Annotated in this window: 28 protein-coding genes and 1 riboswitch; of the genes, 13 read left to right on the top strand and 15 right to left on the bottom strand. The window is 51.7% G+C overall.

Features of this window, described 5'->3' with window-relative positions; all coding sequences use genetic code 11:
- Window positions 1-11: 11 nt before the first annotated feature.
- A complete protein-coding gene (locus AC2FC2_RS22370) occupies window positions 12-398 on the bottom strand; it encodes a helix-turn-helix domain-containing protein (RefSeq protein WP_209634074.1) in 387 nt (128 codons plus the stop codon).
- A 454-nt stretch (window positions 399-852) separates the two neighbouring features.
- Entirely contained in the window at window positions 853-1,065 is a 213-nt protein-coding gene (locus AC2FC2_RS22365) for a YccJ family protein (RefSeq protein WP_037419942.1), read from the bottom strand.
- A 201-nt stretch (window positions 1,066-1,266) separates the two neighbouring features.
- On the opposite strand from AC2FC2_RS22365, the gene AC2FC2_RS22360 reads away from it, so the two are divergent.
- Entirely contained in the window at window positions 1,267-1,506 is a 240-nt protein-coding gene (locus AC2FC2_RS22360) for a DUF2766 family protein (protein ID WP_004945684.1), read from the top strand.
- 42 nt (window positions 1,507-1,548) lie between these two features.
- On the opposite strand, the gene AC2FC2_RS22355 is transcribed toward AC2FC2_RS22360, so the two are convergent.
- A complete protein-coding gene (locus AC2FC2_RS22355) occupies window positions 1,549-1,782 on the bottom strand; it encodes a YobH family protein (RefSeq protein ID WP_490659931.1) in 234 nt (77 codons plus the stop codon).
- Between the two features lie 181 nt (window positions 1,783-1,963).
- Between AC2FC2_RS22355 and mgrB the strand changes: the two genes are divergently transcribed.
- Both mgrB and AC2FC2_RS22345 read left to right on the top strand, forming a co-directional pair.
- Window positions 1,964-2,107, top strand: a complete 144-nt coding sequence (gene mgrB, locus AC2FC2_RS22350) for a PhoP/PhoQ regulatory lipoprotein MgrB (RefSeq protein ID WP_461531917.1) — start codon at window positions 1,964-1,966, stop codon at window positions 2,105-2,107.
- Window positions 2,108-2,205: 98 nt separating this feature from the next.
- Window positions 2,206-2,478, top strand: a complete 273-nt coding sequence (locus AC2FC2_RS22345) for a YebO family protein (protein ID WP_209634070.1) — start codon at window positions 2,206-2,208, stop codon at window positions 2,476-2,478.
- Between the two features lie 49 nt (window positions 2,479-2,527).
- Here AC2FC2_RS22345 and fos read toward each other — a convergent pair whose 3' ends face one another.
- Complete coding sequence (fos, locus tag AC2FC2_RS22340; RefSeq protein WP_490659930.1) at window positions 2,528-2,935, bottom strand: fosfomycin resistance glutathione transferase; 408 nt, start codon at window positions 2,933-2,935, stop codon at window positions 2,528-2,530.
- 170 nt (window positions 2,936-3,105) lie between these two features.
- On the opposite strand from fos, the gene AC2FC2_RS22335 reads away from it, so the two are divergent.
- From AC2FC2_RS22335 to AC2FC2_RS22325, 3 genes are all read left to right on the top strand, one after another.
- A complete protein-coding gene (locus AC2FC2_RS22335; RefSeq protein ID WP_265553694.1) occupies window positions 3,106-3,420 on the top strand; it encodes a phage protein NinX family protein in 315 nt (104 codons plus the stop codon).
- Window positions 3,421-3,487: 67 nt separating this feature from the next.
- Window positions 3,488-3,724 (top strand): DUF4060 family protein, encoded by a 237-nt coding sequence (locus tag AC2FC2_RS22330; protein WP_037419924.1) that lies wholly within the window; start codon window positions 3,488-3,490, stop codon window positions 3,722-3,724.
- Window positions 3,725-3,900: 176 nt separating this feature from the next.
- Window positions 3,901-5,268 carry an amino acid permease gene (locus tag AC2FC2_RS22325; RefSeq protein ID WP_265553692.1) on the top strand — a complete coding sequence of 456 codons (1,368 nt, stop codon included), beginning with the start codon at window positions 3,901-3,903 and terminating at the stop codon, window positions 5,266-5,268.
- A gap of 39 nt (window positions 5,269-5,307) precedes the next feature.
- Here the strand turns inward: AC2FC2_RS22325 and AC2FC2_RS22320 are convergent, their stop codons facing one another.
- The gene (locus AC2FC2_RS22320) at window positions 5,308-5,598 is read right to left on the bottom strand and encodes a hypothetical protein (protein ID WP_209634062.1); all 291 of its coding nucleotides are present in this window, start codon (window positions 5,596-5,598) and stop codon (window positions 5,308-5,310) included.
- A gap of 223 nt (window positions 5,599-5,821) precedes the next feature.
- Here AC2FC2_RS22320 and AC2FC2_RS22315 point away from each other — a divergent pair, with 223 nt between their 5' ends.
- The 3 genes from AC2FC2_RS22315 to cspE all read left to right on the top strand — a co-directional run bounded on the left by AC2FC2_RS22315 (window position 5,822) and on the right by cspE (window position 8,064).
- The gene (locus tag AC2FC2_RS22315) at window positions 5,822-6,820 is read left to right on the top strand and encodes an MBL fold metallo-hydrolase (RefSeq protein ID WP_490659929.1); all 999 of its coding nucleotides are present in this window, start codon (window positions 5,822-5,824) and stop codon (window positions 6,818-6,820) included.
- Window positions 6,821-7,696: 876 nt separating this feature from the next.
- Window positions 7,697-7,813: a DUF2627 domain-containing protein gene (locus AC2FC2_RS22310; RefSeq protein WP_071593021.1), complete on the top strand. Its 117-nt coding sequence runs from the start codon at window positions 7,697-7,699 to the stop codon at window positions 7,811-7,813.
- Window positions 7,814-7,854: 41 nt separating this feature from the next.
- Window positions 7,855-8,064: a transcription antiterminator/RNA stability regulator CspE gene (gene cspE, locus AC2FC2_RS22305; RefSeq protein ID WP_002221949.1), complete on the top strand. Its 210-nt coding sequence runs from the start codon at window positions 7,855-7,857 to the stop codon at window positions 8,062-8,064.
- A gap of 52 nt (window positions 8,065-8,116) precedes the next feature.
- Here cspE and pgeF read toward each other — a convergent pair whose 3' ends face one another.
- Window positions 8,117-8,833, bottom strand: a complete 717-nt coding sequence (pgeF, locus tag AC2FC2_RS22300) for a peptidoglycan editing factor PgeF (protein WP_209634058.1) — start codon at window positions 8,831-8,833, stop codon at window positions 8,117-8,119.
- Window positions 8,834-8,977: 144 nt separating this feature from the next.
- On the opposite strand from pgeF, the gene rlmA reads away from it, so the two are divergent.
- Entirely contained in the window at window positions 8,978-9,799 is an 822-nt protein-coding gene (gene rlmA, locus AC2FC2_RS22295) for a 23S rRNA (guanine(745)-N(1))-methyltransferase (protein WP_265553687.1), read from the top strand.
- 145 nt (window positions 9,800-9,944) lie between these two features.
- Here the strand turns inward: rlmA and mntP are convergent, their stop codons facing one another.
- The 5 genes from mntP to manX form a co-directional block, all read right to left on the bottom strand.
- Window positions 9,945-10,514 carry a manganese efflux pump MntP gene (gene mntP, locus AC2FC2_RS22290; RefSeq protein ID WP_209634054.1) on the bottom strand — a complete coding sequence of 190 codons (570 nt, stop codon included), beginning with the start codon at window positions 10,512-10,514 and terminating at the stop codon, window positions 9,945-9,947.
- Window positions 10,515-10,525: 11 nt separating this feature from the next.
- Window positions 10,526-10,708: riboswitch (yybP-ykoY riboswitch) on the bottom strand.
- A gap of 221 nt (window positions 10,709-10,929) precedes the next feature.
- Window positions 10,930-11,388 (bottom strand): DUF986 family protein, encoded by a 459-nt coding sequence (locus tag AC2FC2_RS22285; protein WP_265553684.1) that lies wholly within the window; start codon window positions 11,386-11,388, stop codon window positions 10,930-10,932.
- A 55-nt stretch (window positions 11,389-11,443) separates the two neighbouring features.
- Complete coding sequence (locus AC2FC2_RS22280; protein ID WP_209634050.1) at window positions 11,444-12,286, bottom strand: PTS mannose transporter subunit IID; 843 nt, start codon at window positions 12,284-12,286, stop codon at window positions 11,444-11,446.
- A 15-nt stretch (window positions 12,287-12,301) separates the two neighbouring features.
- Window positions 12,302-13,099: a PTS mannose/fructose/sorbose transporter subunit IIC gene (locus AC2FC2_RS22275; protein ID WP_037419902.1), complete on the bottom strand. Its 798-nt coding sequence runs from the start codon at window positions 13,097-13,099 to the stop codon at window positions 12,302-12,304.
- Window positions 13,100-13,280: 181 nt separating this feature from the next.
- Entirely contained in the window at window positions 13,281-14,252 is a 972-nt protein-coding gene (manX, locus tag AC2FC2_RS22270; protein ID WP_490659928.1) for a PTS mannose transporter subunit IIAB, read from the bottom strand.
- A 572-nt stretch (window positions 14,253-14,824) separates the two neighbouring features.
- Here manX and AC2FC2_RS22265 point away from each other — a divergent pair.
- Complete coding sequence (locus tag AC2FC2_RS22265; RefSeq protein ID WP_490659927.1) at window positions 14,825-16,369, top strand: TerC family protein; 1,545 nt, start codon at window positions 14,825-14,827, stop codon at window positions 16,367-16,369.
- Between the two features lie 18 nt (window positions 16,370-16,387).
- On the opposite strand, the gene AC2FC2_RS22260 is transcribed toward AC2FC2_RS22265, so the two are convergent.
- The 4 genes from AC2FC2_RS22260 to pabB all read right to left on the bottom strand — a co-directional run bounded on the left by AC2FC2_RS22260 (window position 16,388) and on the right by pabB (window position 22,047).
- Entirely contained in the window at window positions 16,388-18,004 is a 1,617-nt protein-coding gene (locus AC2FC2_RS22260; RefSeq protein WP_490308195.1) for an EAL domain-containing protein, read from the bottom strand.
- A gap of 283 nt (window positions 18,005-18,287) precedes the next feature.
- Window positions 18,288-19,652, bottom strand: a complete 1,365-nt coding sequence (gene sdaA, locus AC2FC2_RS22255; RefSeq protein ID WP_490659926.1) for an L-serine ammonia-lyase — start codon at window positions 19,650-19,652, stop codon at window positions 18,288-18,290.
- 446 nt (window positions 19,653-20,098) lie between these two features.
- Window positions 20,099-20,677 carry a CoA pyrophosphatase gene (locus tag AC2FC2_RS22250; protein ID WP_490308197.1) on the bottom strand — a complete coding sequence of 193 codons (579 nt, stop codon included), beginning with the start codon at window positions 20,675-20,677 and terminating at the stop codon, window positions 20,099-20,101.
- A complete protein-coding gene (pabB, locus tag AC2FC2_RS22245) occupies window positions 20,674-22,047 on the bottom strand; it encodes an aminodeoxychorismate synthase component 1 (RefSeq protein ID WP_490659925.1) in 1,374 nt (457 codons plus the stop codon). Before pabB ends, AC2FC2_RS22250 begins: the two co-directional genes overlap by 4 nt.
- Window positions 22,048-22,543: 496 nt before the next feature.
- Here pabB and AC2FC2_RS22240 point away from each other — a divergent pair, with 496 nt between their 5' ends.
- A complete protein-coding gene (locus AC2FC2_RS22240) occupies window positions 22,544-23,551 on the top strand; it encodes a glycosyltransferase (protein WP_209634036.1) in 1,008 nt (335 codons plus the stop codon).
- A gap of 63 nt (window positions 23,552-23,614) precedes the next feature.
- The gene (locus tag AC2FC2_RS22235) at window positions 23,615-23,857 is read left to right on the top strand and encodes a YoaH family protein (RefSeq protein ID WP_209634034.1); all 243 of its coding nucleotides are present in this window, start codon (window positions 23,615-23,617) and stop codon (window positions 23,855-23,857) included.
- Window positions 23,858-23,875 lie beyond the last annotated feature (18 nt).

Genomic DNA, 23,875 nt, shown 5'->3' with positions numbered 1-23,875 from the left:
GGGAAAGCGAGTCAGGCGGTTTTCTGATGAATAACGTGCAGCGGCGGAGCGATGTGCAGATCCACGCTCAGATCCTGCCTAAAATCATAAGGCGTGATATTGAACCGTTTTCTGAACATATACGTGAAATGTGATTGTGAGCCAAAACCAAAATCGAGCGCGATGTCAAAAATAGAGGCGTCACTGCTGCGCAATTGGTAAACCGCACCGGCAAGCCTACGCTCACGGATGTACTTACCCAGCGAGGTCCCTGTCGCTTCTTTAAACAGCTTCTGCATGTGCCACAGAGAGTAACCGGAGTATTCGGCCAGCTCTTCGAGATGGATCACTCGTCCAAGGTGAGTTTCGACCCATTTACTGAGGGCGCAGACTAATGAGAGGTGATGTTCTTGTATCATCAGTGCGTCTGTGTGAGATCTACATAGCGCTGAAGTATACACAACTTGCCGCCACGGACAAAAAGCCGCCCGCACCAAGGTGAAATTATTCGGAAAAACCATCGTTAAGTGGCTTGTCAGTGAGAAGGGAAAACGGCTAATCTGAAGTTGCCCGCTACCGCTGATAAAGTGGTTCAGGTCGCAATAAATAATAGCCTAAGCAGAGTCAGCCGTGACAATTCAGCGTTGATGGGGTGATCGCATGTTAATGACAGTGATTATTACTCTGGTTGTAATTGTGGGTGTTGCCGCTTTCATGGTGACGCCGGTGATGAGAATGAATAATGCGGAAGGTGTGGGAGGTGAAGAGCCGTGATATCAGGGAACAGCCTAACCCCAAATGGGGATTGATAGACTTTCGAAAAAGCCTGGGCGCGTAAGTGACCCGGGCTTTTTATTGGTAAGTGCAATCCAATCAGACGTTTTTCCGCTCTACGGTTTCTTCTCCCCAGTACAGTTGGTCGGCACTGGTTTTGGCAAATGCGATTTGCAGCGCTTCATCACTGCCTTCTTCCCAGATTTTTTGTGCCAGAACTTCATCATTTTTTGCCAGTTCAAAAATAGCTTCGGCAATCTCAACCGAGGTTTCACGCACGGTAGCCCAGGATTTCACATTGTGGTTTGCCATAACTTTCTCCTGTTGGGTTGTGGCTGAGGGTTACGTCGATAGACGCAGCGTTCAAACCTTGAGTATAGGTCAATTTAGTCGCGTGTTTTGACGTGCAATGCGCAAGAACGTTGAAAATTCAGTGGCAAACGGACAGGAGGCGGCAAAGCGCCAAGCGGCATGCTATTCTGTGCGGCGTCTGAATTAAGAAGGAAAGTAATTATGTCTGACATGCTGAGCAACGATCAGGAATTGGCCTCCGACCTGGTTGCCTGTCAACTGGTGATCAAGCAGATTTTGGATGTTATCGACGTTATTGCACCAACCGAGGTGCGTGACAAGATGGCAAGCCAACTGAAAAGCATCGATTTTTCCACGCACCCTGCCGGTGCTGATCCCGTGACCCGGCGGGCGATCGAGAAAGCGATTGCACTGATTGAAATGAAGTTTACCCGTAACTAAGTGCGGGAACCGCCGCGCAGCGGCGGTTCTGGACGGTGGTGATTAATCCACCACCGTTTCGATTTTCTTAAACAGTGGGCAGTCCGACACGCCAATCAGCCCGTTATCACCGTGCATATATTGCGCTACCACCAGATTGCGCGCTGTCATGTACTTGCATTGTAATCCTAAGCCACCCACGTTTTTATTGCTGCCGACCAGCACGCCATACCCCGAAAATAAAAATACGCCGTACAGCACCGCCAGCGTTACCACCCACTTCATCAGTTTGCCCATTGGGACTCCTTGTAATGTTTTGTCGCTGCGATGATATAGCCATGCGCAGACATCGGGGGCAACGGTAACAATCTGAAAAATCGCCTTCAAGCGGGTTTCTAAACGACAGGTTAAACTTCGTTTAAGTTGTCTGTGATAGCATGTTCAATAGATTATCAAGATAACAATGAGGCTGCTAAATTTGTTGCGGAAAAAAATCTTCGTGATAATCGCCTTCCTCGCGGCCTGCGTATTTTTTTATCTGCTGGCGCTGGATAGCTATTGCGATGAAGGAGGCACTTTTGCGTTGGGGATTTGCTCCGTCACCCGCTTTGTTCCATGGTGAACTGCGCAGCGGTGCGTAACAATTTTCAATCACGATGTTCGCGCCCATATCCAGAGTGCTAAGATGTCCGCCTGTTTTTAGCAGTAGGTAGGGTTTCCATGTACGATTTAGGTTTTGGTCTTAATGGCCTGGTATCACTGGCCATCGCCGGGTTGGCGCTGGTGGTGGGATTATGGGTCTGGTTCCTGGTGAATCGCGCCAGTGTGCGTGCCAATGAACAAATTCGTCTGCTGCAGGACATTGCCGAGCAGCAGCGTCAGCAAACGGCATTATTGAAAAGCCTGGTGCAGAGCGCGCGTGGCGATAGCGTAACTGACGATGATGATCTCAGTCCTGCGCTGGATTTCAAAGGTTTTATCCCTGAGCGTTAATCAATGAGTGGGCCGGGTGGTGGGGCGAACCTTACGCCACCCGCCGTGCTCAGAAAAACTCCATCCCCTGATAGGGCTGCGCGCGGCATGCCGCAAGGCGGCTCGCCAAATCACCACTGTGTATTTCTAATTGATGCCCATCGGGGTCGAGAAAGTACAGCGATTCTCCCTCGCTGCGGTTGGTTTTCCACTCTTTAACGCCTGCCTGACGCAGCCGCAATGCAACCGCGGCGAAATCTGCCGCAGCAACGCTAAATGCATAATGGGTATAGTCGCTTGCTGCGTTTACTGCCCGTGCGGGGTCCAATGACAAACACATCCATAGCTCCCCAAGAGACAAATAGGCTCCGTTTTGCCAGCGAGCCTGCGGCACAAAGCACAACAGGTTGCTATAGAAATCGAAGCTACGATTGACGTCGCAAACCGCGAGTGTCAGGTGGTTAAGGCCGTTCAGCATGAGGGTCATTCCAGAGCAAGATAAACCAGGAAAAGTGTAATCAGCCGCGGTGAAAAGTTAAAGCCTGAAAAACATTAGTATGGATAATGTGAAAAGCCATCCTGTTGTCATAAATCTGTCGTATTGGCATCGTAATGTAGCGCCAACTCTACGAAAGATGGATAAAGCCGATGATTAAATGGTATGAAGAAAGCGACGCCGAGGTGAACCGCAGCATTGCGTTGATCACCGGAGAAAATCCGGATAAATGGTATCCCTATGGCGGCGTTAAAGGTAAAGATTATTGCAAGAATCCCTCCGATGCCTGGCCGATTATCTGCGCCAACAAAATCAGTCTGAATGCCGATAGCCAAAGTGATAACCCGCAGTGGCAGGCCCGTATGATTACCCAGCGTGGCGAGTGGCAGGCAGACAGCAACAGCCCACTGCGCGCCGCGATGATCTGCTTCCTGCTGAGTCAGCAAAACAGCGAAATGGTACGTTGAAACACCAGAATTACTGATGATTTTTCCCTTTTTATGACAACAGAACTGTCTCTGGCGGAGCCTGTTTATGAAGCGCATTATTAAAGGTGATAAAAACTTGTCTCATCTGGTGATTGCCCATGCGGCAATCGATCGTCATGCCGAAAGCTTCGGTCAGCGCCGACAGGGCTGGCCTTCAACCTACCTGATAAAATATCAAAACGATCGTGTGGCCGTAGAGGTGGTAACTCGCCGCCAATCCTACGTCGCAACGCTGATGATCGGCGCCCGGAATCTCACTAAACTGTGCGGTTTGTCGGGTTAAAAACGCCCCAATTTTGCCGTTATTCCCCGTATAAAATAGCGCCCTGGCCACCCTTGCCGGGGCGCTACTCCTTGATGCTCACGGGGTTAAGTGTTAAAAAGCCGCCCGCAGATACATTTATTAATTGGCGAAATCTTGCGCAGAAGCGACAGGATCCCACGCCAAATGAGGATAAGATGGGCGGTCAGCAGCAGGATACCCCGCTAAAACGCGGCTTGAAAAATAGACACATACAACTTATCGCCCTAGGGGGCGCCATTGGCACCGGGCTGTTTCTTGGCATCGCGCAAACCATTAAAATGGCGGGCCCTTCGGTGCTATTGGGCTATGCGATCGGCGGTTTTATCGCTTTTTTGATTATGCGCCAATTGGGTGAAATGGTGGTTGAGGAGCCGGTAGCCGGGTCATTTAGCCATTTTGCTTATAAATACTGGGGCGATTTCGCCGGCTTTCTGTCGGGTTGGAACTACTGGGCGATGTTCATTTTGGTCGGTATGGCCGAACTGACGGCCGTCGGCATTTATATTCAATATTGGTGGCCAGACATCCCGACCTGGGTTTCCGCCGCCGTGTTTTTTGTACTGATTAATGCGATCAATCTGGTGAATGTCCGGTTGTATGGTGAAACCGAATTTTGGTTTGCCATCATCAAAGTGGTGGCAATCGTCGGCATGATCGTTTTTGGCGCCTGGCTGTTAGCCAGTGGCAATGGCGGTCCGCAAGCCAGCATCAATAACCTGTGGGAACAGGGCGGGTTTATGCCGCATGGCGTCGAAGGGCTGGTGATGGCGATGGCCGTGATCATGTTCTCATTCGGTGGGCTGGAGATGGTCGGTATCACTGCCGCCGAAGCGGCAGACCCTCGTCGCAGCATTCCAAAGGCCACTAACCAGGTGGTGTATCGCATCCTGATTTTTTATATTGGTTCGTTGACGGTACTGCTTTCGCTCTATCCGTGGGACAAAGTCGTGGAAGGCGGTAGCCCGTTCGTCATGATTTTCCATGCGCTGGACAGCACCCTGGTGGCGACGCTCCTTAACGTGGTGGTACTGACGGCCGCGCTGTCGGTATACAACAGCGGGGTCTATGCCAACAGCCGCATGCTGTTTGGCTTGGCGACGCAGGGGAATGCCCCCAAGGCCCTCACACGCGTAAACAAGCGCGGTGTGCCGATGCTGTCAATTGCGCTGTCGGCCCTGGTGACGTCGGTGGGTGTGCTGATCAACTATGTGATGCCCGGTAAGGCGTTTGAGTTGCTGATGGCGTTGGTGGTGTCCACCCTGGTGATTAACTGGGTGATGATTTGCCTGGCACACCTGCGGTTCCGTGCGGCGAAAAATCGCCAAGGCGTCATCCCGGTGTTCAAGGCGTTGTGGTACCCGTTTGGCAACTATCTGTGCCTGGTGTTCCTCAGCCTGATTCTGGTGATCATGTATTTCAGCGAAGGGATCCGTATATCGGTCCTGTTGATGCCGGTGTGGATCTTGCTGTTGTGGATAGGGTTTATGCTGACGCGCCGTAAAAAAGCGAAAGTACGTCGGTAGTCGTTAACGGAGGCGCCTGATGCGCCTCCGGTTCACGCTTTAGCTGCGTGGCATAAAGGCATTGCCTGGATCCGTGCGGCCCAATCCCAAGAGTTTCCTGCACAGCAGGAACAGGGTGGTGATGATATCGATAGCGACCACGCTAAGCATCAGCACGCCCAGCATGAAGAAACTGACCAGCGCACCCAATAACACCATCAGCGGTGCCGGCACACGTACCCGACGTAGCTTCATTGCGGCATACATTTTCCAATACTGCATCTGCGCCAGCATCGCGCTGCGGATACGGCCCATACGAACACGTGATTTGCGTGATGTAGAACGGCTCATAACTTCTCCTTTTCTGAATGTCCTATAAGTAAATCACAAGGATCTTAAGAGATGCTTAACAGGCTCTAGGCGGCCCTGGCATTCTCGTAAGGACTGTGACAACACAATACGCGAAAAGGTCCCCACGGTGAGCACGGTTCACAACACGTGATGTTCGCGAATCTTGTTATGCTGGCGAACCTGCCCGTGCAGGGGTGTCCGCAGTGGTCAGGAGAGCAACTGGATGAAGATAACCAATCGTTACTATGATGCCGCCAAGTCGCACCATACCCCGCAGGGCTTTCGTAACCCGGAGCCTTCACTGCGTCGGGAGGGGGATTTAAAGCGCTGGCAGGATGAACGTAAGCAGCAGGGGTTACCCAAACCGCCGCAAATGGGGTATCAGCAGTTTACCGAGCGCTGGTGGCAGCGTGCCGACCTCAGCGGCAGCGATAATAGCATCTGGTGGCTGGGGCATGCTTCAATGCTGCTGCGTCTTGATGGCCGCTATGTCCTGATCGACCCGGTATTGTCGGAGCGCGCATCGCCGCTGAGTTTCTATGGCCCGAAGCGTAAAACGCCACCGCCGTTGACGGTGAAGCAGTTACCCACCGTGGATGTGGTCTTAATCTCACACAATCATTATGACCACCTTGACCGACGTACGGTTCGGCAGTTGGCACGGCGTTTTCCACACGCGACCTTTGTGGTCCCGTTGGGGCTGAAAAATTGGTTCAGGCGTTATCGTCTGCAGCGTGTTGAAGAGCTCGATTGGTGGGATAGCCTGCAATTGGGCGATCTGACGTTCTACGCCACGCCTGCGCGCCACTGGAGTATGCGCACGCTCTGGGACCGTAACCGTTCCCTGTGGTGTGGTTGGGTGATACATCATCCGTCGCTGCGTTTTTATTTCTCGGGCGACAGCGGGTATTCGGAGCGCTTGGCGGATATTGGCACCCGTTTAGGGCCGTTTGACGTTGCGGCTTTGCCGATTGGCGCTTATGCACCACGCTGGTTCATGCAGGAACAGCATATGGATCCGCAGCAGTCGGTGACGCTGTATCAACAATTAAATGCGCCACGGGTCATTCCGATCCACTGGGGGGTTTTTGAGTTAGCTGACGAGTCTTTGGATGAACCGCCTCAGCAATTAAATCTGGCGTTGAGTGCGGCGGGAATCGAGCAGCATCAGTTCCGGCCAATCAAAATTGGTGAGCGCATCGCGTTTGAATCTAACTCTTAAGCGTTAACCCTTTGGTCTGCATGGCCGGTATGCTCAATGTGATTGCCCGCAGGCCAGCCTGGTTGCGGGTTGTAGCCGTAGGGGGCTGTTACGGGCGTTAATCCAGTACCGGGGGCGCGGTATCGTTATCAATAGAGACAATGCGTGCGAAAAGGTAAAATTAATACACCAAATGGACATTGTTATTGGCCGAGCAAATACCCATTCTGTTTTTAAGATTTAATTCCGCGGTACATTCCCACAAACCTCAATGTTATTGCCGTTATTTAATCTCCGTTATGAGTCCGCTATTTATCGCTGCTGCACGGTCATAGTGCGTAAATTCTGATTTTGCATGCTTATGCACCCTAAAGTGGCACGTTATTTGATTTTTTGGGCGATAACGTCGCTGCACAAATTATGTTCATGCTCCCTTGTGGCAATAATGAGCCTCTGTATTATTTCACTGCTGCGGGTAGGCGGAGTAGTGGACGGGCGGTGGTATTCGCGTTGGGCCATCCAGATGGCGGCCTAATGGTCGGATCATCCGATAACTAATGCGCCCGTTCATCGATATTCAAATGTTGTATAAGAAATTCCATAAAGATTCAAAATTTTTAACGTTCTAAGCGTTAAGCAGGGTTTATATGTTGCAACATGCGTGGGTCAATTGGATGAAAGAATTGTTAAAATTCAGTCAGGATGCGGAGTGTAGCGCGGCGTAAGTGTTAAGCAGAAAATAGCTATGGCTTCAACATCTTTTAGTCTATTTAAGCTTATGTTGCTCTCGACCGTTTCAAATATGTGCGACAGCTCCATCAGTGATTAAAAATGGCTTGCCATCGAATACAGAGTATGTGATAACGCATCTGGGTAAAACGAGGTACAGTTCTGTATATGTGTGGCATTTTCAGTAAAGAAGTTCTGAGTAAAAACGTTAGCGTTGAATACCGCTTCTCTGCCGATCCTTATCTTAGTGCCTCAAGCAGTAACGACTCTAGTTTGTCTATGTAACGCCTACGGGCGGTTTAAACAATCCAAAGGAAATACTCAAGATGGCAAAGATCAAAGGTCAAGTTAAGTGGTTCAACGAGTCTAAAGGTTTCGGTTTCATCACTCCAGCTGACGGCAGCAAAGACGTGTTCGTACACTTCTCTGCAATCCAGGGTAACGGCTTCAAAACCCTGGCTGAAGGCCAGAACGTTGAGTTCGAAATCCAAGATGGCCAGAAAGGCCCATCTGCAGTAAACGTTACTGCAATCTAATCAGCGTCAGCTGTACAAAAAACCCGCCTTGGTGCGGGTTTTTTCGTTTCTATTATCCGCCGGTAATAATAATACCTGCGTATTGATTACGTCCGGTAATACCCGGATGGCTCGGATCTTGCTCACGTCGGTGGCTGTTCCGCCGGTAGCTGGTGTATTTGAAGCGCTGCGGCTGCAGAGGATCCGTGTTTGGCGTGCAGATGGTACAGCTCCCGGCAAGGTCAACGCCGGCAAACCCTAACTCGCGGAGTTTGGATTCGGCAATGGCCGCCAAGTCCAAATGGCGATAGTGGGGGCTGATTAACGCCATGGGCAGTGGTAACTGTTGCTTGAAGCGCGCAACCAGCTCTTCGTTTACCTCGTAGCAGCATGGACCGGCAGCAGGGCCGATGGAAGCCACCCAGTTGGCCGTTGAGTCATCACGGCGGATACGTGCAGCCAGTTGCTCCAGAATACCGTCCAGCAGCCCACGCCAGCCAGCGTGCACGGCTGCAATCGCTGAACCATCATGACGACTGAAAATAACGGGCAGACAGTCCGCTGTTAACACGCTAAGCAAAATGCCAGGTTGGGTGGTATAGAACCCATCAGCTTCACCACAAGGTTGCGCTGCCTGTGTGACGTCAACGATGCGCGTGCCGTGAACCTGCTTTTTTTCCGGCAAGGTGGTGCAGTAGGGCTGTAAATGCCCAGGAAGCAGTGCGCTCTTGTTCCCGAAACCGTGTTGAATGGACGGAATGGTGTTGAGCAGTGGAGAGTAATCAGTCATATAACGTTTTTGCCTGCGTCAGAAAACTTAACGTCAGTGTAGCCAGTTTTTTTCCTCCTTGGCTAGGCCCATACGGGATGTGCCTTGCATCGCATAGACGCCTTCTTTAGACTAGCCGCGCCGTATCTCTCTGGAACCCAAACCATGTCTTATCAGTGCCCGTTGTGTCATCAGCCGCTTCATTTTTCTCATCAGCAATGGCGTTGTGACGCTAACCACCAGTTTGACTGTGCCAAAGAGGGCTACGTTAATCTGATGCCGGTGCAGCATAAGCGTTCGAAACAGCCGGGTGACAGTGCAGAGATGATGCAGGCACGGCGTGCATTCCTTGATGCGGGTTTCTATCAACCTTTGCAGCAACGCGTGGCAGAGTTGCTGGATCACGCGTTGTCTTCTGACGCACAGGCTCTGCTGGATATCGGTTGCGGTGAAGGGTATTACACGGCGGAGGTCGCCGCGCGGTTGGCGCAACAGCGTGGGGTCAGGGTTTATGGGTTGGACGTCGCGAAGGTTGCAATTCGCTATGCGGCCAAGCGTTACCCGGCGGTGTCATTCTGTGTCGCATCAAGCCACCGCCTGCCGTTTGCCGACGGTTCTTTAGACGCCATACTGCGTATTTATGCACCCTGCAAGGCGGAAGAACTGGCGCGGGTAGTCAAACCCGGCGGGGCAGTGGTGACGGTATCGCCTGGCCCACGCCATTTGTATCAGTTGAAAGAACAGGTCTACCAGCAGGTGCAACTGCATGACGAACAGGATGAGCAATTCGCGGGTTTTGACTGTGAACGGGTTGAATCGCTGTCGTATCTGATGACGCTTCCGGGAGAACAGGCAGCCAACCTGTTGCAAATGACGCCGTTTGCCTGGCGGGCCTCCCCGGAGGTCCAGCAACGCCTGAGCGCCTGTGAGCGCTTTGCGTGCGAAACGGATTTCGTCATTGCGCTCTATCGCCGACGTGCTGATTAAGTCGGCGTGTAGGTTGTCGGTTTGCTGAATGCGTCCTTGCGTTTACCGTTGCCAGCCTCCCGCAGGCGCCGGATGGCAAGATGGATTGATCGGGGACAGAAACAAAAAAACCTGCCGTTGGCAGGTTTTTTCGCGTTTAGCGGTATCAGGCAAGGTAGCCCAAATGCTCCAGCAGGATATTGACGCCGATACCGATCAAGACCACACCGCCGAGGATCTCCGCACGTTTGCCGAGGAGTGGACCGATGAAGCGACCAATCATCATGCCTATTGTCGCCATAATCATGGTGGCCATGCCAATGGCCATGGCGGTATGCACAATGTTCACTTGCAAGAAGGCCAGGCCGACACCGATAGCCATGGCGTCAAGACTGGTGGCTATCGCGGTAGCGACCAGTAACCAGAACCCGTGGCGCTTCACTTTTTCCACTTCATCTGGGCGGTTTCTGACGCCTTCTACAATCATGCGCGTGCCGAGAATAAACAGCAGCGAGAAAGCGACCCAGTGATCCCATTCCATAATGTATTGGCTGGCAAACAGGCCGATACCCCAACCAATGATTGGCGTAATAGCTTCGACCACACCGAAGATCAGTCCGGTGCGCAGTGCTTCACGGAAACGGGGTTGATGTAGGCTGGCACCTTTGCCGATCGATGCGGCAAACGCATCCATAGACATACCAAAAGCGAGAATGAGTGTAGCTGACAAGTTCATGTTAAATAGCCTCGGCCGGGCGGCTCCATATACACGTAACCCACCCCCAACCATACGACGGAGTTACGTGTCTATGGTCTCGCCAACCTTACCTGGCTGCCCGCACCACGTTTTAATGAAAAAACGAGTATGTTGATACGGGCGTTTCTGGCGTTTTATTGTCCAGAAACCGGCTACTCCCCAATGACGGCGCAACCATACCATATTATTTCCGCCGGCAACAACCTTTATTCCCAACGGATATTGGTTTGGAATTGATAATTGTTTTCATTAATGGAGTGTGCAAGAAGGAATATAATGTAGGCTAGTGCAACAATGTTGCGTAAATAATAATCAGGTAGCCTTGTGCGCTGGTGATTAATTACCCACATTCAGCGCGGGGTGGGCTGCTTGTCGGGATGAGGTTATTTTTTATTCACTGATTTTCAACAAAAAAGTGATAAATCTTCTCCAGGTCATCTAATTGAGTCACCTGAATCAGTAATCGGCGCTGCTCCAAATCTATGACCAGAATGCCATCTTCAGATAAATTCATGGCTTTAATACGGTTATATTCAATAAAGGCATTTGCATAAAAAAAGCCCTGCGCTTTAAACAACAATTTAGGCCAGCGGATATAAGAAATATAAATAGCGATCAGTGCTAAAGAAATAAGCAGATAGGTGGTTAATGCCGCACCTTGGGTGGTGACATTACGGTAAATAAGTATGGCGATGAGGCCAACAAAGATCAGACAATCAACCCGATTACGACGCTTCAACTGCACTTTCAGTAACGTTTTGCCTTTCAGCAAGTTCATGCCGAATTCATCGTAAATCGCATACACCAGCATCAGTGCGGTGAAAATCAGTAATACGCCATCGGTCAGCGACATCTTTCAACTCCACAAATAAAAAAAGCCGGGGGTTTCCCCCCGGCTGTTAACACCTTTACAGACCCAGCAGACCAACCCAGTAACCGAAGATACCGATGGCAAAGAAGCCGATGATGATCCACAACGCATTCACTTTTTTGCGCAGTAGCCACATACACCCGAAGGTCAGCAGCAGAGGTACCAACCCCGGCATCAGCTGATCGAGGATGGTTTGCACGGTGGTGACCGTGGTATGCCCGGTCTGGTCTGTGATTTTCGAGACGACCAGCGGGATATTCACGTGCGTCCACTTGTTGACTAACGCCCCCATGACAAAGAGGCCGAGAATGGACGCTCCTTCCGTCAGTTTTTGCAGGAAGCCGCCACCCATATCATTGACGATATCCACCCCTTTGCGATAACCGTAAGCCACGCCGTAATAGCGGGTCAACAGGCGCACCAGGTTGAACAGGACAAAGAACAATATCGGGCCAAGCAGGCTGCCACTCATGGCAATACCGGCACCGAGCGCGGCAAATACCGGGCGTACGGTCCCCCAGAAGATCGGGTCACCCACACCGGCCAGTGGCCCCATCAAACCGACTTTGATACCGTTAATGGCCGCATCGTCGATAGGCGCACCGTTAGCGCGTTGTTCTTCCATTGCCATGGTTACGCCAAGCACCGGCGCTGCCACGTAAGGGTGGGTGTTAAAGAACTCCAGGTGGCGTTTGATCGCCTGTTTGCGGTCGTCGTTATTTTCCGGATACAGGCGACGGATCACCGGTACCATTGAGAAGCAAAAACCCAGCGCTTGCATACGTTCGAAGTTCCATGAACCCTGGAACAGATTCGAGCGCATAAACACACCGCGAATATCGGCTGGCGTGAGTTTCTTTTGAGCTGTTGTATCAACCATGTCTCTCACCTATTCCTAGTCCAGTTCGTTATCGAGGTCATTATTCGCCGGGCCGGCTTGTACAACCTGAGACTTGTTGTATTTCGGGCTGAGCTGGATATAAAGCACGGCCATCACCACGCCGATGACGCCCAGCGCGACCAGGTTAAAGTTGGTGAAGGCAGCGGTCACGAAGCCGAGGTAGAAGAATGGCATCAAATAACCGGCACGCATCATGTTGATCACCATCGCGTAACCGACGACGACGATCATCCCACCGGCAATGTTCAGGCCGCTGGTGACAACTTCCGGGATCGAGTTAAGCAGTGCGTGAACGCCTGAAGTACCCACTGAAATAGCGACGATAACCGCCGGAATAGCGATACGCATCGCCTGCAGGAGCAGGGCAGAGATATGCAACCAGGTAATGGCGCGCAAACTGCCGCGTTCCGCCGCGCTGTCCGCGGCGTGCTGGAAGGCGACCGTCAGCGTACGTACGATGATGGTCAGAACTTGTCCGGCCGCCGCCAAGGGGATGGCCAGGGCGATACCGGCACCGACGCTTTGCCCGCCGGCAATAACCAGAATGGTAGAAATGATTGACGCTAACGCAGCATCTGGCGCAACTGCCGCACCGATGTTCATCCAGCCCAGGGCGATCATCTCCAGCGTACCGCCGATGATGATGCCGGTCTTCATATCACCGAGAATAAAACCGATCAGGGTACAAGCGACCAGCGGACGGTGGAACTGAAACTCGTCGAGGACGGAACCCATCCCGGCGATACAGGCAACGATAAATATCAGTACAATCTGAAGAGTGGTAATCTCCATTGCACTTCTCCTATGACCAAAGATCTCTGAGTAAAATAATTATTGGCTATACCCTTCCTACTTGAAGCCGCATCTTTGTTGGCTGAATCCGCTTACCCTCGTCGCATCGTTCGTTATGCTTCGGGTGATTCGCAGACGTGCCTTTGCGATGCCACTCCAATTATCTTGGGAAATGTCGCCATTAATTGAGCTTGTTAATCAGGTCCATCATTTTTAACCGGCTGTCGGACGAGACTTTACGCACTTCCAATTCAATACCGCGCTCGTTTAATTTCTTAAACGCCTCGATATCTTTTTCGTCGACAGAAACGGCGTTATTTACCTGGGTTTTACCCTGGCGGAATGCCATACCACCGATATTCACCGATTTGATGTCCACACCGCCTTCCACCAAACGCCACACGTCAGTTGGGTTGGTAAATAGCAACATCACGCGTTCACCCGCGTACTTCGGGTTATTCCAGACGCGGATGGCTTTCGCTACGTCAACCACGTGAGCGGTGACGCCGGGCGGGGCCACCTGAGTCAGTAAGGTTTTGCGAACGTGGTCGGCGGCGACTTCGTCACTGACAACGATAATGCGAGTGACGTCAGTTTCCTTGGTCCAACGGGTCGCGACCTGACCGTGGATCAAACGGTCATCGATGCGGGCCAGGCCGATCTTCATGTGGTCATTGGGGCCCAGAGGTGCCTGTGGTGCTGAGGGTTTTGCGACGGGAGAACTCTGTTGTGCCGCGGGCTTAACACTCTCTTCTGCTGGTTTCTTCAGGGCTTTCACACCCTCACGGCCAGTTTCCAACGCCAGCGCGACCAATTCGTCAAAGCCAGGGTTGTCGTCTCTTGCCATGAATGTTTCCACCAGCATGGGAATGTTCACCCCGGTGACGACCTCATAGTTTTCTTTATCGACGGCGATACGGCTCGCCGCATTGAAAGGGCTGCCGCCCCAGGTATCCACCAGGAACAGGACGCCACCGCTGGTGTCGAGTCCGCTGATTTTTCCGTTATATTTCTCGATTAACGTTTCGGCATTTTCACCGGGGACGAAATCTATAAAAGCGACGTTGTCCTGTTCGCCTAATAGCATTTCCGTCGTCTTCAGCAATTGTTCCGCTGCGGTCCCGTGTGTGCCGATGATAATAGCTATTGCCACTCGCTACCTCCTCATTGAACTTCATGCACGGATTGTGTCGTTCTTTAGTTCATTTGCTTCCTGGCAGTCACTTCCGCGGTTCAGATACATTATGGTAGATATTTGGAAACCCGCTCTTAACATTTCTCGCGCAGTTTCAAAAGCCTGTGCGCGTTGAACCACGTTAGCGTCATTTATTTTAGTGAGTGAAAAAATAAATTTTGTGACATTGCTCTGTTATTGAACGCTCGGATAAGTCTTAACACGGTGTTTGCGGAATTAAACAACAGAGCTGTTACAAGACGATGCAGAACGTAAAAAAGCTTCTTTGCCGGCAAAAAAATTCCTGCTAGAGTATTTCTTCTTTCATATTTAGGAGTGAAGGGCCTCAGCCCACCCTATGGACTGTCACCGAAGTTACTGTTTTTCAAGGTTCCACCCGCCACCTGCTGGCGTAGCACAAATCACACGGCCGTTCGGCCATCTCCCGGTACTGCAATCCCGTTATCTTGCTGTTGTTTGCGCAAATCCTGCGTCGGCATCGTCACGCCTGAGCATCGCTCGGCCATCCTGTCTTTTTTTCGGAGTCTGATATGGAATTTTTAATGGACCCCTCAATTTGGGCTGGGTTACTGACACTGGTGGTGTTGGAAATTGTACTGGGTATCGACAACCTGGTGTTTATCGCCATTTTGGCCGACAAGCTACCGCCGAAGCAGCGTGATAAAGCCCGTATACTCGGTCTGTCGCTGGCGCTGTTTATGCGTCTGGGCCTGTTGTCGGTCATTTCCTGGATGGTAACGCTCACCACGCCGCTGTTTAGCGTGGCGGACTTTAGCTTCTCTGGCCGTGATTTGATCCTGCTGTTTGGTGGTGTCTTCCTGTTGTTCAAGGCCACCATGGAGCTGCACGAACGGCTGGAAGGACAAACACATCAAGATGGCGCTAACCGGGGCTACGCCAAGTTCTGGGCTGTTGTGGTGCAGATTGTGATCCTTGATGCGGTGTTCTCGCTCGACGCGGTCATTACCGCGGTGGGGATGGTGAACGACCTGGCGGTAATGATGACGGCCGTGGTTATCGCGATGGTGGTGATGTTGGTGGCTTCCAAACCGCTGACTAACTTCGTGAATGCGCATCCGACTATCGTGGTGCTGTGTCTGAGCTTCCTGTTGATGATTGGCTTGAGCCTGATCGCCGAAGGCTTTGGCATGCATATTCCGAAAGGGTATCTGTACGCTGCGATTGGCTTCTCGATCCTGATTGAGCTGTTTAACCAAATCGCGCGCCGTAACTTTATCAAGCATCAGGCGCATCGTCCTATGCGTGAGCGTACCGCCGAAGCGATTATGCGTTTGATGGGGCAACAGCGAGCACAGCAGACAGATGAAGCGGTGCCGATGCCGGTAAACGAAACCTTCGCAGAAGAAGAACGCTATATGATCAGCGGTGTTTTGACGCTGGCCTCCCGTTCCCTGCGTAGCGTCATGACGCCGCGCACCGAAATTTCATGGGTGGATTGCGATCGTTCACGGGAAGAAGTCCGTGAACAATTGCTGGACACGCCACACAGCCTGTTCCCGGTGTGCCGTGACTCCCTGGATGAGATTATCGGTGTGGTTCGTGCCAAGGATCTGCTGGTGGCAGTAGAGCGGGGCGAAGATATCGCAGAATTCGCTGCGCGCACACCGCCGATCGTCGTGCCGGAGACCATGGACGTGATTAACCTGCTGGCAGTCTTGCGACGTGCCAAAGGGCGTTTGGTCGTCGTCACCAACGAATTTGGCGTAGTGCAGGGACTGGTTACGCCACTGGATGTGCTGGAGGCGATCGCAGGTGAATTCCCTGATGAGGATGAAACGCCGGATATCGTGGTGGAACCCAACAGTTGGCTGGTGAAAGGCGGTGCTGACATGCACTCGCTGGAGCAGGCGCTAAACTGTGAAGACTTGGTTAGCCCAACGGCGGATTACGCCACCTTGGCGGGGTTCCTGCTGGCACACTACGGCCAAATGCCGGTCGTGGGTGATGTGGTAGAACTTAATCGACTGCGTTTTGAAATCGTCGAGGTGTCTGAGTACCGTATCGAGCTGGTGCGTATCACAAAAGTGGAACCTCACGACGAGGAGCACCAGTAATATCACGGGCCGGGGGCATTATGCCTCCGGCTTGATTTCCTCTTCTCTTTGACGTTCTTCCCGCTTGTTCATTGCCCGTAACCGCGATTCATATTGCTGTAGCCACAACGGAAATACATTGATCGGCATGGGTTTGGCAAAATAGAAACCTTGCAAGGCGTTCACATCACGTGAGCGTAGATAATCCGCTTGTTCGGCCGTTTCCACTCCTTCAGCCACCAGTTTCAGCTTCAAACGCTGTGCCAGGGTAATAATGGTATCGGTGACCGTCGCGTTAATCGCATCGGTGCCGATTGCCGCAGTAAAACCGCGATCGATCTTCAATACGTCAGGGCTGAGTTTTTTCAGATAACTCAGAGAGCTATGCCCGGTTCCAAAATCGTCAATGGCCAGCATGACACCCATTTCTTTCAGCGTTTTAATCTGCTCATACTGAATTTCCGACAATGCGGTACGCTCGGTCAATTCCAGCATCAGTGACGGCATCGGATGGGCTGGCAGCCACAGACGGCGGATGTCGTCGATGATAGTAACCCCGTTGAAATGCTCGGCGGCGACATTGATGCTGATATAAAACGAAGGGCGTGGCGGGAACAAATGCAGGTTCTCTACCACAGTGGTTATCAGGTAGCGTGTTAGGGAGATGATTAAGCCATGCTGTTCTGCCAGCGGGATAAATACATCAGGTGAAATCCAGCCCTGACGTTTGTTTTTCCAACGTAACAAGGTTTCAACACCAACACATCTGCCGGTTTCGGCATTGATGATAGGTTGACAGTAAACACGGAACTCGCGATGGGTAATGGCATGGCCAATATGGTATGACAAACTCATGCGGTTAGCCGTGAGCAGATACACCACATAGGCTGCCAGCAGACTGATCAACAGCGACAATGGGATATGACGCGGCAGTGCCGTCAGCGCCAGCACGTTAGCCTGTGGGCCAAATAATGAGATAGAGAAGGGATACTGCGCAGATTTTGCCGTATACCGTAGGTCTGCCGTCAGCGTATCGCTGCGCAAGATCTCTCGACGACCGTATTCCAGGCTGTAATTGCCGACGTTTAACACCACGCGCTGTGCAAAGGGTTCCTGAGGCTCCAGCAGAAAGTTTGCCAGCAATTCTATATTGAAAACGTGTAACACACCGTTGCGGTTATCACCTGGCGCAACGGGTGTCCACATGATCAGCGTAGGTACCCCTTTGGCGACGGTTAACGAGGGGCGCAGCACCAGTGTCGCGCCATCGTTTGCTACGGTGGGTAAAATAGCGCTGAAATCATACTTACGTGCGCCGAACAGACTGGAACAGTAAATAACACCATCTTTGACCAATAACATGGCACGTAAGGCCTGGTTTTGTGCGGCGCGGAAACGCAATGCTGACATTGCGGTTTCACAAGATTGGTCCAACATCGGCATGGATCGTTCGGCTTGTTGTCGGGCGGGCGTCAGTAAATCATTAATTTTGGCAACGGTGCGGGTAGCGAGAAACTGTCGGTTTTGTTCGATGGTACCAAGTTCTTGGTAATAACGGGTATAGAGTGAGAGTAGCAGAATAGCCAACCCAACCGCCCCGGCCAGTAGCCAACGGTAATAACGGTATTTGGTCACGGTAAGTTGGGTCATCAACATCACTAAATCCTTGTTCGGTAAGCCAGCCCAAAAATCACCGCCAGGCCAAACTGCCCTAAATGATACTTGGCTAATTCTAGCCTGTCGTTATACAAGAGTGATGGTAACCCAGTAAATTATTTAAATTTGGCGAAACAGAGGGCTAAATTGCGGGTTAACCGCAGGATCGGCGTGACAGTGTCGACATATTTTATCGTGACATTGTCACTTGGTGTGTGTTAGTGGTTTGATTATTCAGCGTTCATACCAAGAAAAACCCCGCCGTGAAGGCGGGGTGAGGACGTTAGTCGCACTGCACTTTGATCGCCAGACCACCGCGAGAGGTTTCGCGGTATTTAGCGTTCATATCTTTGCCGGTTTCGTACATGGTCTCGATCACCTTATCCAGCGATACGCGAGGTTCACTGGTACGGCGCAAGGCCATGCGTGCTGAGTTGATCGCCTTCACGGAAGCAATGGCGTTACGTTCGATGCACGGCACCTGAACCTGGCCGGCAACTGGGTCACAGGTCAGCCCCAGGTTGTGCTCCATACCGATTTCTGCCGCGATGCACACCTGCTCCGGGCTACCGCCCAAGAGTTCAGCCAGACCGGCCGCAGCCATTGAACAGGCCACGCCCACTTCACCCTGACAGCCGACTTCGGCACCGGAGATAGAGGCGTTCATCTTGTACAGCGCACCGACGGCACCCGCAGCCATAAAGTAGCGGATGTAAATGTCTGGGCTAACGGACTCAATAAAGTGGTCATAGTACGCCAGCACGGCCGGTACGATGCCGCAAGCCCCGTTGGTCGGCGCCGTGACAACACGGCCGCCTGCCGCGTTCTCTTCGTTCACTGCCAGTGCAAACATATTGACCCAGTCAATCACGTTCATTGGGTCACTGGACAGTTTATCTGAGGAAACCAGCAGACGGCGCAAGGCGGATGCACGGCGTGGAACACGCAGCGGCCCCGGCAACACGCCTTCGGTATTCAGACCACGATCAATACAGGCGCGCATGGTCTGCCAGATGTTGCCGAAATAGGTTTCGATGTCCTGTTTGCTGTGCAATGCCAGTTCGTTTTGCATCACCATGCCTGACAGGGACAACCCGGTTTCACGGCAGTGATCGAGCATTTCGCGAGCAAAACTGAACGGATATGGGACACTCAGTTCATGCTCGTCGGCCTTGCCGAAGTTTTCTTCATCGACGATAAAACCACCGCCGATAGAATAGTAAGTCTTGCTGTAAACTTGTTTATCCCCGGAGAAGGCGTGGATTTGCATGCCGTTTTCATGCAGTGACAGGTTGTCGCTGCGGAAAACCATGCCGCCATCACGCGGGAAATCGACTTCATGCTGGCCATTGGCCAGCATCAGGCGTTGACGTTGTTCTACATCGCGAATAAAACCCGGGATGCTATCGATATCAACGGTATCCGGCATATTACCTGCCAGGCCGAGGATGATAGCGATATCGGTATGGTGACCTTTACCGGTCAATGAGAGTGAGCCGTAAACATCTACAGCAACACGCGTGATAGAAGGCATCAGGCCTTTATTTACCAGATCGTCGACAAACTGTTTGCCGGCTTTCATCGGTCCAACCGTATGAGAGCTGGACGGGCCGATGCCGATCTTAAACATGTCGAAAACGCTAATCACGCTAAAACTCCTTAGAGGCATATTGTTATGGCTGCAGCGGTTAAAAACCGCGCAGGGAACAGCGATATTGTAAAAGGACCGTACGGGTTCGGTTGTCTTTTTCGCATGAAATAAAATAATCCGTGGTGTTACTTCTGTTAGTGATTGCCTCAGACATTCGGCCGGCCCTGGAACCTTCCGTTGCCTAAACTCCGTTAATGGCAATCGCGCCAGCTTCCCGTGCTGAGCGCGGCCAGTTTAAACCTTGCTAAAATAGTGGTTTATCCCGGACGGCAGTATTTTACAGGTATTTCGTAAGGTTGAAGAGAGGGTTTACAGTTTTTTTAAAACTCTGATAGCCAGAACGGTAGTTGAAAAAGCAAACAAATGAAGTGATGCCGATCGCTTTACCCGCGCCAACTACGCAGGTAACCGTTTGGCTTGTGATCGCGGTCACGGAATTGACGCTAAATACTGACCTGCTGCGCCAGGCGCCGGATGATGGCGGCGGTTAATCCCCAGACAAATTGGCTCTGATACCAAGAAAGATAAATGCGGTGGGAATGACCGGCACGCTGAATATCGAGTGGGTAATAGCGCGATAGCGTCAATGCTTCGTGTAATGGCATTTCAAAAACATCGGCAACTTCGTCTGCGTTGGCGACGAATCGTACATCTGGAGAAATAAGCCCCACAACAGGGGTGACCTGGAAGCCGGTACTGCTGTCGAGCGGTGCCAGTTGCCCCAGGATGGTCACCGCCTCCGGTGGGATCGCCACTTCTTCATAAGCTTCCCGCAGGGCGGTGATCACCGATGAGCCGTCGTCGGCGTCGGTTTTGCCGCCAGGGAAGGCGACCTGTCCAGGATGTTTGCGCAGCGAGTCGGCGCGGCGGGTGAGCAACAACGTCGGCTTAGGGCGGCAGATGATAGGTATCAACACTGCCGCCGGGCGAACGTTATGTGAGATTTGCGACGCCTGTGGCAGCTGCAACTGAAAACGGCTGATAAAGGCTGCCAATGAGGTTGGATAAGTCGGCTGGTTCACGACGCGGTAAACTCCCCCAGTTGTGGCAAGATGCGGCCAACTTTATCAAAGGTTTCCTGATACTCCGCCTGTTCCTGGCTGTCGGCAACGATACCGCCACCGGCGGAACAGTAAATACGGTTGTTTTCGGTGATGAGTGTGCGAATGGTGATATTGGTGTCCATGGTACCGCAGACGCTGATGTACCCAATACTGCCGCAATACGCGTTGCGCCGTTGTGGCTCCAACTCTTCAATGATCTCCATCGCACGCACTTTGGGGGCACCGGTAATGGAACCGCCGGGGAAACACGCGCGCAGCAATTCCGTCGCAGGGGTGTGTTCCGGCAGGGTCGCCGTGATAGTGCTAACCAGATGATGCACCGCTGGGAAGGGCTCTACCACAAATAACTCGGGAACCTTCACGCTGCCAGGCTCGGCGACACGGCCAATATCATTACGCAGCAGATCGACAATCATCAGGTTTTCCGCGCGGTCTTTGGCGGAATTCGCCAACCGTTGCGCTTGCTGAGCATCCTGCTCAGGATCGGCCAGGCGTGGCAGGGTGCCTTTAATGGGGCGCGTCTGGATATGGTGATCTTCCAGCCATAGAAAACGCTCGGGTGAAACGCTCATGACGGTGTTGTGTGGCAAGCGCAAGAAGGCAGAAAAGGGCGCACGATTACTGGCGCTTAATTGCTGAAATGCTTGCCATTCATCGCCCTGATACTCAGCAGAGAATCGCTGTGCCAGATTGATTTGATAACAGTCACCACTGCGCAGATAACGCTGAATGCGCTGAAATTTTTCACCGTACTGTTGCCGCGTCATATTGGCTTGCCAGCAACGGGTCAACGTGAATGCGCATCGGGTTTCAGGTTGTTGGCCCTTGAGCCATTGCCAGCGCTGCTCTACATCGTCATAACTCAGCAGTGTCAGCGTTTGTCGGTGATGATCGGCAATCAAAGCCCAGTTATAAATGCCGATCGCCATATCCGGCAGTGTGATATCTGCCTGAGACAATTGCGGCAGTTTTTCCACGCGGCGGCCCAAATCATAACCGAACAACCCCAGTGCGCCGCCCTGAAAGGGCAGGCAGGTATCCATCGCCGGGTGCAGGTTCAGTTGATCCAGTTGCTGTTGCAACAGACTGAAAGGGTCTTCCGAAGATTGCCAATGCGCTTCACCGCAGTGGATCTCGGTGAGGGAACCCCGTGTGGTTAAGGTAGCGCAGGGGGCGGAGACCAGGATATCGAAACGGTTGTGTGGGTGTTCGGCAAAACCGGAATGCAACAGCATCGCCCAAGGCTGCTGTGCAAGCGGTGCAAACAGCTCTAACAGTGCAGTGTGGGTATAAGGTAAAGACTTAAGATTCGGTGCAGTTATGCTCATGGGCCTCAATAAACCTGACTAACAGACGGCTGTTTCTGTTGGCTATTCTGCCATATTCAACCGGCGGGTGCATGTCTTGGTCTCAGTAGCTGAAGCACACTTTACATAAACGGTGAGTAAACAATTTTGCAAATGAAGCATTTTTTGCGACTTTAGCTAAAGTTTACTATGTTAAAAATAATTACATCAGTCAATGCTCGATATATTTTTGTATCTAAATGACAAACGGAAAATTAAATTATTAGTTTCACTCGGTTATTGTTTTTGGTTGTTATCATTGGCTGATGGTACAGGCGATTATTTTATTAACAATGCCAAGGTGTTCTGTAATTTGGGTAATGAATTACTGCCTGTGAGAGCGTACGTATAAAAATATAAATGGTAACAAGACGCATGTATGCCTTCGAGTAAATCGACTGGCAAGTGCTTCATTTTATTTAAATGCACCCTGATATTTTAAGAATATTCATTCGTTACTTTTTACGAAGAGCTGCCTATGCCCCTAATGCTGAGTGTTATTGTCCCGTTGCACAACGTGGGCGAGCTGTTTGAGCCTTTTCTGGCTTCATTGCTGGCCCAAAATGAACAGCGATTGGAAGTGATCATCGTCAATGACGGTTCCAGCGATGGCTCTGGCGATATCGCCCATCGTTATGCCCGACAGCACCCACACATTACTGTCATTGATCAGCGTAACGCGGGTGTGTCCTGCGCACGCAATGCCGGGTTGGCCGTTGCCAAAGGGAAATATGTCGCGTTTCCTGACGCGGATGATTTACTGGCGCCTGAGATGTATTCAACCTTGATTGAACTGGCCGAAAAAAATCAGCTGGATGTTATGCAGTGCAATGGTGAACGTTATTTTTCCCATGAGGGTGAGCTTCAACCGATTATTCCACTCAAACGACTGGGCGATACACAGGTTATAAGCGGTGTTCAATGGTTGGAGCGCGCGCTGAAATCAAGAAAATTTATTCATGTGGTGTGGTTAGCCGTTTATCGCCTTGATTTTATTAAACAGCATCAGTTGTATTTCGAGCCGGGTTTACATCACCAAGACATTCCCTGGACCACCGAAGTGATGTTTAATGCCAAGCGGGTGAAATATATCAGCAAAGCGCTGTATCGCCAGCGTGTTCATGACCAATCGATTAGCAATCGCCGCCGTATTGGTAAAGCCAACGTGGAATATCAGCGCCATTATATGAAAATCGTGGAGATGCTGAGGGTACTTAACCAGCGTTACGCGAGAAAAATCGACATCAGGCCGGCTTTCCATTGGCAAATCACGCGCGAAGCATTGGGTATTTGCCACAGTATCCGCCGTGAACCTGAACTGGCTGCACAGTGCCAAATCACCGATGAATTCTACCAACGCGGTATTGATCGCGCCATGTTCGCCAATGCGCGTGGTCTAAAACAAGGCTGGCACGTCATACTCTGGCTCCATCGTCTGAAACAGTGGCGGCACGGTGAGCATGTTTCGCAACCGGCGGCTGAATAACAAGCGTTGGGATCCGTCGGTTTAGGGGGTATACTCGCTCTCCATTTTGTCGGAGAGAAACACATGCTTGCAGGTATGCCGTCCCTGAGCCATCTAGAGCAGCAGGAAGCTGCTGATCGTATCCATTCGTTGATGGAACAAGGCATGAGCAGTGGTGAAGCCATTGCGCGCGTTGCACAGGAAATCCGCGAAAAACACCAGGGTGACCAGGTCAGCGTGCTGTTTGATGACGAAGACGATGAAGAGCATCAGGAACGGCCGGACGATCTGGCTGATGATGACTCGGAAGAAGACGAAAACTATTGATATTTCAGGGGCCGGCAA

This window comes from Serratia sp. CoH_122_TC_1 (assembly GCF_058191755.1).
This window is presented reverse-complemented; position numbering and strand designations above follow the sequence as displayed.